The sequence below is a fragment of the Gemmatimonadaceae bacterium genome, from assembly GCA_036496605.1.
In the GTDB taxonomy this organism is placed as follows: domain Bacteria; phylum Gemmatimonadota; class Gemmatimonadetes; order Gemmatimonadales; family Gemmatimonadaceae; genus AG2.
Genome location: DASXKV010000022.1, coordinates 1 through 14,172 on the forward strand (window position 1 = coordinate 1; position 14,172 = coordinate 14,172).

The following is a 14,172-nucleotide window of genomic DNA, read 5'->3' on the forward strand; positions in this document are numbered from 1 at the left end:
GACGACGCTCGTTGCGCGTAACGGGTTCAAGAACTCGTCTGGTGTCGGCGTCCCAGGCGTGACCCCCGGGCCGGGCTACTGGTCGGCGACGGTTACGCACAGTCAGCTTTCTGGTTCGACCTGCGGTATCGGCGTGAACACGACGAGCCCGATCATCACCACGGCTGGCGACGGTGAACCCGCTTGCTACGTCCCGTAATAGGACCAAGGGTCTAGGCCTTAGGGCCTAGAGCTTTCGAACAGCCCCGCGGATTACAATCCGCGGGGTTGTTTCGTTCGTGAGGCATTACGGCCGCAGGCGGCCGTCTCTTCTCGAGGCCTCGCGACCATTTCTCTCCCCTAACGGGGCGGCGACACAATGACGACGAGAGTTCTGACTCTGCCACCGGCACCCGCTGCGGATCAGCGGGCCATCGCTGACGTCATGGACGGCATCCGGGCCGTCGTGCGCGCACTGCGCATCAACACGCGCGCAATCGAGAAGCAACTTGGAATCAGCCTCGCCCAGCTATGGGTGCTGCAGATTCTGGCCGAACATCCGGCCGAGTCGCTCAATGAGCTCGCCGTGGCAACGGCGACGCATCAGAGCTCGGTCTCGGTGGTCGTGCGGCGACTGGTGGACCGTGGTCTTGCCACGCGCACCACGGCGAATCGCGACAAGCGGCGCGTGCGAATCGAGCTCACCGACTCTGGACGCGGGCTCCTGGGTAAAGCGCCGCCGACGGTGCAGATGTCGTTGGTCGCGGCGTTGCGCCGACTCTCTATCGAGCAGCGACTCGATTTCGCGGGCATCATGCGCCAATGGCTAAACCTCGCCGGGCTGGATCTGAACGCCGCGACGCCGATGCTCATGGAAGAAGAGATCGCCTAACGGCGTTACACACCGGTCGCGCACCGGTGCCGGTAGGCTGACCGGGATCGTCCATCCGGGCCCAACGAGCAGCGCTCACGGTCGGGTGTAGCAGCTGCCGTAGCCCACCATCGCGATGAAGACCAACGCGAGAATGATGACGACGCCCCATGCCGTTGATCGGATTGCGCCCATGCCCTTGGCAGGGTGCAAGCGGCATGCGCGCGGCAGGGATCCAGAGCGAGCGGAGCAATTCGCCCGATAGATTGTCGGGCATGCGCCTTCTGCTGGTGGAGGATGACCCGGAGCTCGCGTCGATTCTCGAGTCGGGACTGCGAGAACAGGGCATTCAGGTCTCTCTCGCGTCGACGATGCCCGCGGGACGCGTCGAAGCGACGCGCAACCGCTTCGACGTGATCGTGCTCGACGTGATGCTGCCGGGCGGCTCGGGAATCGATCTCTGTCGCGATCTTCGCGGTCGAGGGATCTCGACGCCGATCCTGATGCTCACCGCGCGCGATGCGATCGACGATCGCGTCGTTGGACTCGAAGTGGGTGCCGACGATTATGTGACGAAGCCCTTCGCGTTTCGCGAGCTCGTTGCACGCGTACGCGCGCTCGCGCGCCGGCGGCAGGCACTCGTCCCGCGGGTCGTCACCGTCGCCGATCTCGAGGTCGATCTCGCGTCGCGACAGGTGCGCCGCGCCGGAATCGCGATCGAGCTCACGGCCAAGGAGTTCGCGCTCCTCGAATTCTTCGTCCTCCACCGGGGCGACGTCGTCGATCGCGCAGCGATCACGGCCCACGTCTGGGACGACAACCACGATCCGTTCACGAACGTCCTCGAAGTGCTCGTTAGGCGACTGCGCCGGAAGATCGACGATGATTTCGAGCCAAAGCTCATTCACACCCTGCGCGGTGCCGGCTACCGCTTCGCCGACTAGACTCCTGTCATGGCGCGCTCGCTTCAACCACTGGCTCGACTTCGTCTCGGGCTCACCGCCTGGTATCTCGCCACGTTCGGGGCAATTCTCGTCTTCCTTGGCGGAGGGATCTTCGTCGTCATCGGGCGCCAGTTTGCTGAGCAGCTCGATGATTCGTTGCACGACGCGACGGTGGAGCTGGAGCGCGCGGCCCGGATTCGTGAGATGGAATCGAAGACCGCACGAGGGCAGGTCGTCGACGCGGTCGAGGAGCTCCACATCCCCGAGCGAAGCTTGTACTTGCTCGACGTGAGCGGACAGCCCGTGAGCCCCCTGGCTGCCGGCAGCTGGATCCAGCTCGCCGCTCGAGACGCGGCCCGTATCGGGACCGTGAAACGCGACCAGGACCCGCGCCGCGATCACACACTGCGGTTGAGAGCGGAACGGTTCACGCTGGCGGGCGGCACGCCGATGGTCGCCGTCGCCGTCGCCGACAAGGTGGAGCTCGAAGACCGTTATGCATCGCTCATCGCGACTTTTGGAGCAGCGGCGGCGGCGGCGTTGCTCCTCGTCGTCGCCGGCGGCTGGTTCCTCGTGCGCAAATCGACCGCGCCCGTCGAGCTCACCATCGACCACATGCGGCGATTCATGGCCGACGCCGCGCACGAGCTGCGAACGCCACTCACCGTGTTGCGCAGCCGTGCCGAAGTCGCCCTCCAGCAACCGCGCCACGCCGGCGAGTACGAAGACGCCCTTCGCGGCATCGAGCTCGAGGCGAAGCGACTCGGCACCATCGTTGAGGATTTGCTCATCCTCGCCCGCGCCGATGCCGGCGAGCGCCCGATCGCACACGAGCGCGTCTACCTCGACGATCTGACGCTGGACGCCGCGGGCGCGGCGCGCGTGGTCGCGCAGGCCAAGGGCGTCGCGCTCGAGCTGGACGAATTCGGCGAAGCGCCCGTTGACGGCGACCCAACCTTGCTTCGCCAGCTCGTGATGATCCTGCTCGACAACGCAGTGAAGTTCACCGCGCGCGGTGGCAGCGTGCGTGTCCGTGTCGGAGCGCCGAACGAGCGCCCGCTGCTCGTGGTCGAAGACACCGGCATCGGAATCGCCGCGGAGCAGTTGCCTCACGTCTTCGAGCGCTTTTATCGGGGAGATCCGGCACGCAGCCGCGGAAACGGCTCAGTGGACGGGGCCGGCCTAGGCCTATCGATCGCGAAATGGATCGCTGACGTCCACCACGCGGAAATCGCTCTTGCCTCGGAACCCGGGCAGGGAACTCGGGTGTCGGTTCGCTTTGCGCCGGTCGCCGCAGCCTGATCGTCGCCCTATCTCGTTCGCAGCCAGGAATCCACTTCCCGCGCAACCTCCACGCCGAGCATTCCGCTCACCACGACATCGCTCGACCAATGCTGATCGCGATAAACGCGCTGAGCGCCGACGTACGTGATCGCTGCGACGGCAAGCACAGTGACCCACGGCCGGTTCGCCTCGAGCGCGACCGCAGACGCGAGGCTCGAGATGTGGACGACGTGCGCGGAGGGGAATGACTGGTACGTCCCGCTAGCGCTGAAGGGACGAAAGGTCAGTGGATCGTGGCCCGCGATGGGTCTTGCTTCTCCAAGCATCGGTTTGAGCACCGATTCGATCGCGTCCGCCGCCGCGTAGCTCAAACCGACGCGCAAGGTTGCCGCCGCGAAGGACTGCTGACCTAACAGGCGCGAGCCGACGTAGGTCATCACCAGCGCCGGTACGATATGACCGGCGGTTCCGAGGATGTCGGCACCAGCGGCGACGCGATCGAGCTGCGGCGAATGATTGGCGAGCGCGATCGTGCGCAACCGTTCATCGAAGGCGAACGACGCCGCGGCGAGCACAGTCGAAGCCGCCCAAACCGCGCGCTCGTGATCGGTGGAGGCACGTACGGTGCGTAAGGACGGCTCGGTCGTTGACTGCGCGCGCGTGGGTATGGCAGCAGCGCAGAACGCGAGCGTAACGGTTAGACGATAGAGCCAGTGGGTCATCATCGCCTCCTGCTCTCCCCAATATGCTAGCGGGACCGCCGTGTCGCACTCAATGAACACACACTGTCATCGTCCTGTCAGGTTCGACGGATAGCGTTTACTGAGCACTACAAACAAGGGTATGGGCGCTCGATTCGCGTCAGCGAGTACTTGTTTCGTTATCGCCATAGTGTCGGCCGCCGGGGATGCGGTTGCGCAGCGACCGGTATCGCGCGCGCAGGCGATCGACGCGGCCGTCACCGTCGGTCCTCGGCTTGCCCTCGCGCAGGCCGATACGGCTGTCGCGCTGGCGGCGCTGATCTCGGCGAGTGCGCTTCCCAATCCGACGCTCGCTGCGAGCTATACCAAAGACCTGCCGACGCGCCACGCGACGCTCGAGTTTCCTCTCGATTTTCCATGGCTTCGCGCTCCGCGCGTCGGTTCGGCAAACGCCGCACTGGCCGCGGCGCAATATCAGTACACGTTCACGCGAGCATCGGCGGCCCTCGACGCGGACACGACGTACACGCGCGCGCTGGCTGCGCGTGAGCACGCCCGACTCTCCCGGCACAACGCTCAGGACGCGGATAGTCTCCGTCGCATGGCGGCGGTGCGCCGCGATGCCGGCGACGCCAGTGAGCTCGACGTCGAGCTGGCGACGGTCAATGCCGGTCAACAGGCGAACCTCGCGGCGGCCGATTCGATGGAGTATGTCTCGGTCCTGCTCGACCTCCAGACGCTGATGGGGCTCGTTGCAACGGACGCTGAGGTCACCCCCACGGATTCGTTAGGCATTCCCGCCGTTGGCGACGGCGACGCCAACGTGCCGATTGCGTCGACACTCACCGTCGTGGCCGCAGAGCAAACGCTCAAGTCGGCGCAGCTCAACGCACGACTTCAGCATCGCAGCGTATGGTCGTCCGCCAGCGTCATTGCGGGATTCGATTGGGGCGACCCGACGAATCCGGGCGCACTGCCGAACGTCGGCGTTTCACTGCCGGTGCCGCTCTTTTCCCGAGCACGCGGGCCAATCACGCAAGCGCAAGCCGAACTGCAGCGCGCTCAGGCGGCTCTCGCACTGGCACGTGTGGAAGGCTCGGCGCGGATTGCGCGGGCGCGTCGCGAGCGGGACATCGCGCTCGCGAAAGTCAACCGCGACCGCATTCTGCTCGCGAGCGCCAATCGCGTCGCTTCGATGTCGCTGACGTCGTACCGCGAGGGTCAGTCGTCGCTGCCTAACGTGCTCGAGGCGCAGCGCAATGCGCGCGACATTCTCGGACAATACATCGACGACCTCGCGGCGGCGTTGATCGCCGCGGCGTCCCTGCGGGTTTACGTTCTCACTCCGGCGAGCGCACGGTAATGACGACATGGATTCGATGCGGCGTCCTGTTCTGGTCCGTGCTCTTCGTGACGGTCGCGGGTTGTCACGACGGCCAAGCGGCGGGCGACGCGGAGAAGGGTACGCCCGCGATCGTCGGCGTACAGACCGCTCAAGTGACGAAGGGTCCCTTCACCGAGACGCTAGGCGCGATCGGTACGGTCGTGCCGCGGCCTGGCCACGTCGCGGCGCTGGCCGCGCCACAGGCCGCGCGCATCTCGCAGGTCTATGTCACGGCCGGCCAACACGTCACGCAGGGTGAGCCGCTCGTCGAGCTCGATCAAACTCCCTTTCGCGCTGCTACGGAAGCTGCCGAGGCGACGCTCGCCGCCGCCGAGAAGGCGAACGAGCGCCAGCAACGCCTCGCGACTGAAGGCATAGTGCCACGCAAGGACGCGGATCAGGCGGCCGCGGAGGCAGCGAAGGCGCGTGCCGACGCCGGGAACGCGCGCCGCGCGGAGCAGCTCTCGGTAGTTCGTGCGCCGTTAGGCGGTGTCGTGACGCGAATGACAGCGGTCCTCGGCTCGACAGCCGACGTCGCGCAGCCGCTCGTCGAGGTCGCCGACCCCGCCGCGCTCGACATCCTGCTCAACGTGACACCGAATGACGCCGCGCGATTGCGGCGCGGCGCGAAGGTGACGCTCACCGCCGGGCAGAACGCCACCGGAGATGCCCTCGGCGTCGGCAGCGTCATCGACATCGGCGGAACGGTGGACACATCGAGCCGGAGCGTCAACGTGCGCGTGCAGGCGCCCACGACGCGCCGCCCGCTCCGCATCAGCGAGACGGTCTTTGGCCAGATCGCCGTCACCGTCCACCCGAACGCGATCGTCGTACCCCTCGAGGCGCTCGTCCCGGACGGCGAGGACTTCAAGGTCTTCGTTGTCGATGCAGCGGGCATGGCGCACGAGCGCAAAGTGAGCATTGGCGGACGAACCGACAAAGTCGCCGAGATCACTCAGGGCCTAACGGGTGACGAGAGAGTCGTCACGTATGGCGCCTATGGCGTGTCGGATAGTGCGAAGGTCGTACCCGCGAAGCAGGCCGCGACGCCCGCTGCGTCAGATTCGGAGAAGAAGCCGTGAGTGTGTTGGCCGAGCCAATCGATGTGACCGAGCCGCGACGCGAGGGGCGCGGCCTGTTTGGCGTCCTCAACGAACAGCGTCGCTTCGTCTATCTCGCCGTAGTGCTGTTGACCGTTGGGGGAATCTGGGCCGCGCTGCAATTGCCGTCGGCGATCTATCCGGAGCTCGTGTTCTCGCGCATAACGGTTGTCTCGCAAGGCACGTCACTTGGCGCGCGTCAGGTGCTGTTCACCGTCACGCGTCCGATCGAAGAGGCCGTGAGCATCGTCCCCGGCGTCACGCGCGTACAATCGCGGTCGATCCGAGGCGGGAGCGAGATCAATGTGACCTTCTCGCCGACAACCGACATGATTTACGCGCTGCAACAAGTGCAGGCGCGCGTGAATCAGATACGCGCCGACTTTCCCCCCGAGCTCGACATCGAGGTGGAACGTCTCACGCCGTCGCTGTTTCCAATCCTCTCATACAATCTCGAGGGTGGCGACGCCGCGACGCTCTACGACATCGCACGGTACCAGATCCGTCCGCTGATCTCTCGCGTGCCGGGCGTCGGGCGCGTCGACGTTCAGGGAAGCGACGTGCGCGAGATCGAGGTCGTCGCCGATCCGGCGCGACTCGCCGGGCAGGGTATGACCTACGACGATCTCGCCAACGCGATCAAGCAGTCGACGAGCGTCGCCGCGGTTGGTCGCATGCCGGCGAACTACAAACAGTATCTGATCGTCAGCGCTCAGGAAGCGCATTCGAGAGACGATATCGCAAACATCGTTATCGGCCATGGACTACGCGTTCGCGATGTCGCGACGGTGATGGACGGCACCGAGGATCACGTTCGCATCATCTCCGGCGATGGACGCCCGGCCGCGCTGCTCAACATCACGCGACAGATCGGCGGCAATACCATCAGCATTGCGGACAGCGTCGCGGCGATTGCCGCGGCTCTCAAAGGCCAACTGCCGCCCGGCGTCCGACTCAAAGCGGTCTATGACCAGGCTGCTCTGGTGCGCGACGCGGTGAAGTCGGTGCGCGACGCGATGCTCATCGGCGCGGCGCTCGCGGTCATCATCCTGCTACTCTTCCTCCGCCACTATCGAATCACCGCGATCAGCGCGTCTTCGATTCCGCTGACGATGGCGATCACGGTCTTCGTGATGGCGCGGTTGGGTCAGACGTTCAACCTGATGACACTCGGCGCGATGGCGATCGCGATCGGGCTTGTGATCGACGACGCCGTCGTCATCACCGAGAACATCGTCAGGCACACGCACCTCAACCATGATCACGACGCGGCGATCCGCGATGCCGTGCAGGAGCTCATCTGGCCGGTGACGACATCGACGATCACGACCGTCGTCGTCTTTCTGCCGTTAGGGCTGCTCACGGGCGTCGAGGGTCAGTTCTTCCATGCGCTCTCGATCACGCTCACGATCGCCGTTCTGGTCTCGCTGCTCCTCGCCCTCACGATCATTCCGTTACTGAGCGCGCAGTATCTCACGCCGAGGGACACCGAGGATGCGACCACGCCAGAGGAGATTCGTCGCGAGGGCGGTATCCTGTGGCGGATCGGCCAGGGTGTCGACGCCGTTTCGCATCGTTATGAACGATCTCTCAGCACGCTGCTGAATCACGCGCGGTGGATGGTCCTCATCGCGGTCGGTCTCGTCCTCGCCGGAGTCGTCGCGCATCATTTCGTCGGCACCGGCTTCCTGCCGGAGATGGACGAAGGCGCATTCGTGATGGATTACTTCACGCCCGGCGGCACGGCCCTCGCCGAAACCGATCGCGAGCTGCACATCGCGGAAGGCATTCTTGCGCGCACGCCGGAGATCACCGGCACGTCGCGCCGAACGGGCGCGGAGCTCGGATTGTTCGCGACGCAGCAGAACACCGGCGACGTGGTCGCGCGACTCGCCCCACCGAGCCAACGAACGCGTTCGATCTTCCAGGTGATCGACGACGTTCGCGACAAGATCAGCGCCGCGGTGCCGCGTCTTCACATCGAGTTCGTGCAGATCTTGTCGGATGTCATCAACGATCTCGCGGGGGCAGCACGGCCTGTGGAAATCCGGCTCTTCGGCCCGGATCTCAACGCGCTCGAAGCCTACGCGCAGAAACTCGCACCGCAGATCGAGAAGGTCGATGGCATCGAGGATCTCTACAACGGCGTCGCGGAACCGAGCGCCGAAATGGCCATGACGGTCAACGAGCCGGAGGCGAATCGCGTCGGATTCACGCCGGATCAGGTGCAGAACGCGGTGAGCGGCGCGTTGATGGGCGTGCCGGCGGGCGAAGTGCGTCTCGAGGACCGTTCGATAGCGGTTCGGGTGCGCGCTCCGGATTCGGTGCGCTTCAGTCCGCAGCAGCTCGGTGCGCTCCCGATCGTCGCGTCGACGACGAAGGCGGCCGTGCCGCTGTCGTCGCTCGCCGGCTTCCAAGCGCAGGACACGCGGGGCGAGCTCTTGCGACAGAACCAGCAGCAGATGATCCAGATTCACTCGGATCTCGGCGATCGATCGTTAGGCGCCGTGATGGCCGACGTCCGTTCGATTCTCACGAAGAATCCCGCGCCGGCGGGCATCCGCATCGAGATCGGCGGCCAGTACGCCAGCCAGCAGGAAGCGTTTCACGCACTGTTGCTCGTGCTCGCGCTGGCCGCCGCGAGCGTGATCTCGGTGATGGTGATTCAGTTCCAGTCCTTTGTCGAGCCGCTCGTGGTCCTGCTCGCAGCGCCATTATCGTTCGTCGGCGCGATGGTTTTGCTTCTCGTCACGGGCACGCCGCTCAACGTGTCGAGCTTCATGGGACTGATCCTGCTCGTTGGGCTGATCGTCAAGAACGGCATCATCCTGCTCGACTTCACGCGGCATCGCATGAAGACGGATGGACTCGCACTGGAGCCGGCGATTCGCGAGGCGGCGCGGATCCGTCTGCGCCCGATTCTCATGACGACGTTGTGCACGCTATTCGGCCTTCTGCCGTTGGCCCTGGGACTCGGCGCGGGGAGCGAGCTTCAGAAGCCGCTTGCGCTCGCCGTCATCGGGGGATTGGCGCTGTCGACGCCGATCACGCTCTATCTGGTGCCAACGCTGCTCGTCGCGATTCGCGGCAGTGAGTATACACTCAATCAAGAGGCGATCGGATGACGAACACGACATCGATCGTCGCCGCGATCGTAGCGTTAGGTGGCGCGATGTTCGCGAGTGCGGTCGCGGCTCAAGGCACGGGCTACCATGTGGCGCTCGCGATAGCAGCGTGGTGACGTTCGATTTGAAAACGCTCAAGGTGCTGGGTCGCACGACGGCGGCCGACGACGCGGATGCGATCGCCTACGATCCGATATCCAAACGCGTCTACACCTTCAACGGAGACGCCAACTCGTCGAGCGTCATCGATCCGGCGAGCGGGCAACGCGTCGGCACAATCACGCTCGGTGGAAAGCCGGAGTACGGCGTGTCGGCTGGTGACGGGAAAGTATACGCGAACATCGAGGACAAGGCCGAAGTCGTCGAGATCGACGCGGCGACCCAGAAGGTGGCGCGCCGCTGGTCCCTCGCGCCCTGTCAGTCACCGACAGGCCTCGCGATCGACCGAGCCCATCATCTCCTGTTCAGCGGATGCCGCAGTAAACATCTCGCGATCTCGGACATGGATAAAGGAAAATTGATCACGACATTGCCGATCGGCGCGGGAGTGGACGCCACTGCCTTCGATCTCGGCACCGAGAATGCATTCGCCTCGAACGGCGATGGCACGCTTACTGTCGTGCACGAAGACTCGCCGGATCGTTTTCGCGTTGTGCAGACAGTGACGACGATGCCCGGCGCGCGCACGATGGCGCTCGATCCACGATCGCATCGTCTGTTTCTCGTGAGCGCGCAATTCGGGCCGGCACCGACGGAGTCGACCGCGGCGAGTCCGCGGCGGCGGCCGCCGGTGATTCCTGGCTCATTCACTCTTCTCGTCGTGGAGCAATGATTCGATCGATTCGCCTGCACCCGATTATAAGTGTTCTAACGTACGCGGCGACCGGAGTGACGGCGCTTGCTCCCGTGGCACGCTCGCAGCCGGCGCTTCCGCCGAAGGCGAAGGCCGACAGCGCGAAGACGCCGGCGGCGTTGTTCACCACCAAGGACTACCTGATTGGCGGCGCCTTCGTCGTCGGGACGTTCGCGATGTTTCCGTTCGACCAGCGCCTCGCGAAGCACCTCACCAACCCCGGGGCGCAGGCAAACAAGTTCTTCAAGAACGCATCGACGGGGGTCGAGTGGATCGCGAGTCCCGGTGCGTACGTCATCGGCGGTTCACTCTACGCCGTGGGCCGCATCGGGCACTTCGAGCGCGTCGCAGACCTCGGCTGGCACGGGACCGAAGCGGTGTTCGTCGCCGACGCCGTGACGTATGCGCTCAAGGGCCTCGCTGGCCGAGCACGCCCCTTCTTCGCGGGCGATACCCTGCCCAACGATTTCAAGTTTGCTAAAGGGTTCCGGGACGGCAACCGGCAATCGTTCCCGTCAGGCCACGCGACGTCGGCGTTTGCTGCGGCGGCAGCCGTGACGGCCGAGACCGGCACGTGGTGGCCGAAGTCGACGTGGGTGATCGGGCCGCTCATGTATGGTGGCGCGACGATGGTCGGACTCTCGCGCATGTATCACAACAAGCACTGGGCCTCGGACGTCGTGCTGGGCGCCGCGATCGGGACCTTCAGTGGTCAGAAAATCGTGCAGTACTCTCACGCGCACCCAACGCGTCTCGACAAGGTCATGCTGCATGTCTCGGCGTTGCCCGACGGAAATGGCGGTTGGGCGCTGGCCTGGTCGGGAACGCTGCCCTAGGGCTGTCATCGTGCCGTCAGGTACGCTGCCTACGTTCAGAAGCGGGAAGAGAATACTGAACTTCTAGCGCGGGCTGGATCATGAAGTTTGTCACGTACGCGACGTTGTTCGCGGCAATGTTGACCGTCGGCCCGGCCGCGACCGCGCAGGCGCAAGAGACCAAGGCGTTAGCAAAGAAGAAGCCGTAACGAGACTGAGCGTTGTGGCGGACGATTCAAGTAGCGGCGAGCTGTCGCCGGTGGAACGCGCGAGGAGATTCCTCGCTGCCCGGTTCGATCCGAGATCCCACCTCGGCCTGGGACTGACGGCGAGTCTCGTCCTCTCGGCGCTTGCCATATGGGCACTCGGCGGATTGCTCGACGCGATCCTCGACAACGATTTGCTGGTGCGCGTCGACATGCGTGTGGAGTCGTGGCTCCATGCGCACGCGACGGCGACCGGGCTGGCGATTTTCGACGCGGTGACGCAACTCGGATCGACGGTCGTCGACGTCGTGACGGTTCTCGTCGCGATCTATTTCTGGCGCAAGAGGAATTCCGTCCTCCTCTGGAGCTGGATCGGCGCCAATCTCGGCGGCAAGGTTGTTGAGTATGTGCTCAAGTACACCGTGCACCGGTCGCGGCCCCAGTACGGCGCGGCTTTCCTGAACGGACACTCGTACAGTTTTCCGAGCGGGCACACGATGGGGGCTACCGTGTGCTATCTGCTCCTGGCCTATTTCATCACCGCGCGTGCGACCGCGACGCACAGGGCTCGCATCGTCGTATTCATGTCGGCGATGACGATCATCGTCGCCGTGGCATTCAGCAGGCTGTATCTGGGCGTCCACTATCCGAGCGACGTACTCGGAGGATTCGTCGCGGGCGTCGCGTGGCTCGCTGTCTGTGGAGCGACGCGGCGCATCGTTGCGGGCCGTTATCGATTCGCGACGTAGCCACCGGCAGAAAGACTCTTAGCGACTTCTTTGTCGCGGCGAGAGGGACTCGGTACTGTCTCCGCTGTAACACACGCGGTATCCGACAAGTCATGGTGAGTTTGATCCCGAACAGCGGCCGGCCGACGAATGTCAGATAAGACGAGAAGACTTCGCACAGCCCTCGCGTGGATGGCACTGCTCGCCGCCGCGTCGCCCTTCCTCTTGCCGGCCGATGCGAGCGGTCAAGATACGAGCTCGTCGGCGCTCGCGACCGACACGAGCAGAACCGCCTCGTCCTCGCGTCAGTACATCTCGCGCCGCGAGATGATCTTCGGTGGCGTCGCCGTCGTGGCGACCGGACTACTCGCTCCGCTGGATCGACCGATTCAGCGGAACTTGCAAGCCGAGGATCTTCAGGACGACCGAGGTCTGCGTCGAACCGCGAACGCGCTCGGATTCTCCGGAGGGCCCGGGCCCTTTATCGCGGGCGGCGCGATGTACTTCGTGGGCCTGGGTATGAGCTCTCCGAGGCTCGCTGCACTTGGAGTGCATCTGACGGAAGGTGTCGTCGTTGCCGCGGCGCTCAATGGACTCGTCAAAGGCCTCTCCGGTCGTGAGCTCCCGAATGCCACTTCGGGGAAGCCAGGACACTTCTCTTTTGGTCGCGGATTCCACGATGACAATGGACCGTTCGTGTCTTTTCCCTCGGGACATACCGCGGCCAGCTTTGCGGCGGCAGCGGTTCTGACCGACGAGGTGTCGAGTTGGGACTCGACGAAGGCACGCGTTGTCGGTCCGATCGCGTACTCCTCGGCAACGCTTGTTGCCTTATCGCGCCTCTATTCGAACGTGCACTGGGCGAGTGACCTACCGCTCGGCGCGGCCATTGGCGTCTTGAGTGGAAAGGGGGTCGTGTTGTGGGAGCAGCGCCATCCATCGAACTGGCTCGACCGGCATCTCGTCGGCCTGACGATTGCACCCGCTGGCCGCGGCATGGTGCTCGCCGGATCGATCCCGCTCGGCATGCGTTGATAGTTTGCTGAACAAGCGGCGGATTCTTGCCAGGCCGTCGGTCGTCGAGTTACTGTCGGACTCCGCTCGATGGCGTAGGTGCTGCGCCGCCCATTTTCTCGACGCCCATATCGAGCGCCATGGAGCGCCACTCTTCGCGCGAGACCACCTCGGTCGTCGAATCGCGGAAGGCCGCCAAGGCATGAAGAATGGCGGCTCGCTTGTCGCGATCGGCGACGACCGGCGACGCGAGAATGTCGGCGACGACGTCGTGCAGCGAATGCAGGTTGTCGAAGATGATCGCGGCGTCCGGGTAGCGAGCGGCGAATCGAGGCGCGACGGCCGCGGCGAGCGGCATCGTCGTCGGCATGTGCGACGGCGCGTCGCTGATGAGTGTCCAGAAACGCGCGGTGGCGGCGTCGACGTTGCGGTGTCGGCCGGCGACGTCGTTCGTCGCGAGCAATGCGTCGTACAACACCATCTGATACCAGTGGTACGACCAGAGCAGGCCGTTGAACTTGGGATCCTGACGACGAAAAACGAGCGAGTACGGCGCGCCTTCCATGAGCATCATGCTCTTTGGTCGGATGCTCAACGCGATGTCCGACCGGCTCTCATAGTACCGCACGAGCTGACCAACTCGCGCGTCGCGCGCCGCGCTATCCAGCTTCTCGTCGGCCAGCACATCGTAGATCTGCCGGTGCAACACGTGCGCCCAATCGAACACCGCCGCGAGCTCGGGAACGAGCGTCGTGTAGCGCGGGCCAATCGCGTGCTCCTCGAGGGGAAGCTCGGGCGGATGCACGAGTAGCTGCGTGGTGATGAACCTGAACTCGCGGCCATCGATCTCGCGTGCAGCGACTTCCGGACGCCCCTCGTCGCTCAGGAGGCGCTCGTAGAGGATGGCGTGCCCATAATCGAATGCGTTGAAGAGCCGGTCAGAATGAGGGTAATTGTTCCGAAAGGCCCAATTGTATGACGCGCCGAGGTAGGTCTGCTCGGGTACGCGCGAAAACGAGCTGCAGCTCGCGAGTCCCGCGCTGACCGCGAAGAGCACCCCGAGCCCGGAAGCCCGGCCAGAGCCGAACAAGACATGCGTAGTCGTTCCGCATCCACTCATCGTTTGCCGGGCCTCGTTATCGCTTGTCGCACACTCTGAAACAATAGC

At 64.6% G+C, this 14,172-nt stretch carries 13 protein-coding genes; 11 read left to right on the top strand and 2 right to left on the bottom strand.

The genetic code is table 11. The annotated features are described in order from the left end of the window. The 4 genes from VGH98_07690 to VGH98_07705 all read left to right on the top strand — a co-directional run. Positions 1-199 (top strand): hypothetical protein (locus tag VGH98_07690; protein HEY2375843.1); only part of this gene is annotated, 199 nt, incomplete at its 5' end. A gap of 159 nt (positions 200-358) precedes the next feature. Further along, positions 359-871, top strand: coding sequence for a MarR family transcriptional regulator (locus tag VGH98_07695; GenBank protein ID HEY2375844.1), 513 nt, complete (start codon positions 359-361; stop codon positions 869-871). Positions 872-1,125: 254 nt separating this feature from the next. Then, the gene (locus tag VGH98_07700) at positions 1,126-1,794 is read left to right on the top strand and encodes a response regulator transcription factor (GenBank protein ID HEY2375845.1); all 669 of its coding nucleotides are present in this window, start codon (positions 1,126-1,128) and stop codon (positions 1,792-1,794) included. Between the two features lie 9 nt (positions 1,795-1,803). Then, positions 1,804-3,096, top strand: a complete 1,293-nt coding sequence (locus tag VGH98_07705) for an ATP-binding protein (GenBank protein ID HEY2375846.1) — start codon at positions 1,804-1,806, stop codon at positions 3,094-3,096. Positions 3,097-3,104: 8 nt separating this feature from the next. Here the strand turns inward: VGH98_07705 and VGH98_07710 are convergent, their stop codons facing one another. Further along, the gene (locus VGH98_07710; protein ID HEY2375847.1) at positions 3,105-3,803 is read right to left on the bottom strand and encodes a phosphatase PAP2 family protein; all 699 of its coding nucleotides are present in this window, start codon (positions 3,801-3,803) and stop codon (positions 3,105-3,107) included. Positions 3,804-3,969: 166 nt separating this feature from the next. On the opposite strand from VGH98_07710, the gene VGH98_07715 reads away from it, so the two are divergent. The 7 genes from VGH98_07715 to VGH98_07745 all read left to right on the top strand — a co-directional run bounded on the left by VGH98_07715 (position 3,970) and on the right by VGH98_07745 (position 13,025). Continuing rightward, a complete protein-coding gene (locus VGH98_07715) occupies positions 3,970-5,142 on the top strand; it encodes a TolC family protein (protein HEY2375848.1) in 1,173 nt (390 codons plus the stop codon). Further along, positions 5,142-6,245 (top strand): efflux RND transporter periplasmic adaptor subunit, encoded by a 1,104-nt coding sequence (locus VGH98_07720; GenBank protein ID HEY2375849.1) that lies wholly within the window; start codon positions 5,142-5,144, stop codon positions 6,243-6,245. Before VGH98_07715 ends, VGH98_07720 begins: the two co-directional genes overlap by 1 nt. Then, positions 6,242-9,388: an efflux RND transporter permease subunit gene (locus VGH98_07725; protein HEY2375850.1), complete on the top strand. Its 3,147-nt coding sequence runs from the start codon at positions 6,242-6,244 to the stop codon at positions 9,386-9,388. The genes VGH98_07720 and VGH98_07725 overlap by 4 nt, the downstream gene beginning before the upstream one ends. A 112-nt stretch (positions 9,389-9,500) precedes the next feature. After that, positions 9,501-10,220: a hypothetical protein gene (locus tag VGH98_07730; protein ID HEY2375851.1), complete on the top strand. Its 720-nt coding sequence runs from the start codon at positions 9,501-9,503 to the stop codon at positions 10,218-10,220. After that, entirely contained in the window at positions 10,217-11,077 is an 861-nt protein-coding gene (locus VGH98_07735; protein HEY2375852.1) for a phosphatase PAP2 family protein, read from the top strand. Before VGH98_07730 ends, VGH98_07735 begins: the two co-directional genes overlap by 4 nt. 202 nt (positions 11,078-11,279) lie before the next feature. After that, positions 11,280-12,011: a phosphatase PAP2 family protein gene (locus tag VGH98_07740; protein HEY2375853.1), complete on the top strand. Its 732-nt coding sequence runs from the start codon at positions 11,280-11,282 to the stop codon at positions 12,009-12,011. A gap of 129 nt (positions 12,012-12,140) precedes the next feature. Next, positions 12,141-13,025 (top strand): phosphatase PAP2 family protein, encoded by an 885-nt coding sequence (locus tag VGH98_07745; protein ID HEY2375854.1) that lies wholly within the window; start codon positions 12,141-12,143, stop codon positions 13,023-13,025. Between the two features lie 49 nt (positions 13,026-13,074). On the opposite strand, the gene VGH98_07750 is transcribed toward VGH98_07745, so the two are convergent. Next, positions 13,075-14,124: a hypothetical protein gene (locus VGH98_07750; protein ID HEY2375855.1), complete on the bottom strand. Its 1,050-nt coding sequence runs from the start codon at positions 14,122-14,124 to the stop codon at positions 13,075-13,077. Positions 14,125-14,172: the final 48 nt, after the last annotated feature.

Bases quoted from the DNA above. Each gene is read 5' to 3' on its own strand.
- VGH98_07695 (HEY2375844.1), top strand. From the start codon at position 359: ATGACGACGAGAGTTCTGACTCTGCCACCGGCACCCGCTGCGGATCAG.
- VGH98_07700 (HEY2375845.1), top strand. From the start codon at position 1,126: ATGCGCCTTCTGCTGGTGGAGGATGACCCGGAGCTCGCGTCGATTCTC.
- VGH98_07705 (HEY2375846.1), top strand. From the start codon at position 1,804: ATGGCGCGCTCGCTTCAACCACTGGCTCGACTTCGTCTCGGGCTCACC.
- VGH98_07710 (HEY2375847.1), bottom strand. From the start codon at position 3,803: ATGATGACCCACTGGCTCTATCGTCTAACCGTTACGCTCGCGTTCTGC.
- VGH98_07720 (HEY2375849.1), top strand. From the start codon at position 5,142: ATGACGACATGGATTCGATGCGGCGTCCTGTTCTGGTCCGTGCTCTTC.
- VGH98_07735 (HEY2375852.1), top strand. From the start codon at position 10,217: ATGATTCGATCGATTCGCCTGCACCCGATTATAAGTGTTCTAACGTAC.
- VGH98_07745 (HEY2375854.1), top strand. From the start codon at position 12,141: ATGTCAGATAAGACGAGAAGACTTCGCACAGCCCTCGCGTGGATGGCA.
- VGH98_07750 (HEY2375855.1), bottom strand. From the start codon at position 14,124: ATGAGTGGATGCGGAACGACTACGCATGTCTTGTTCGGCTCTGGCCGG.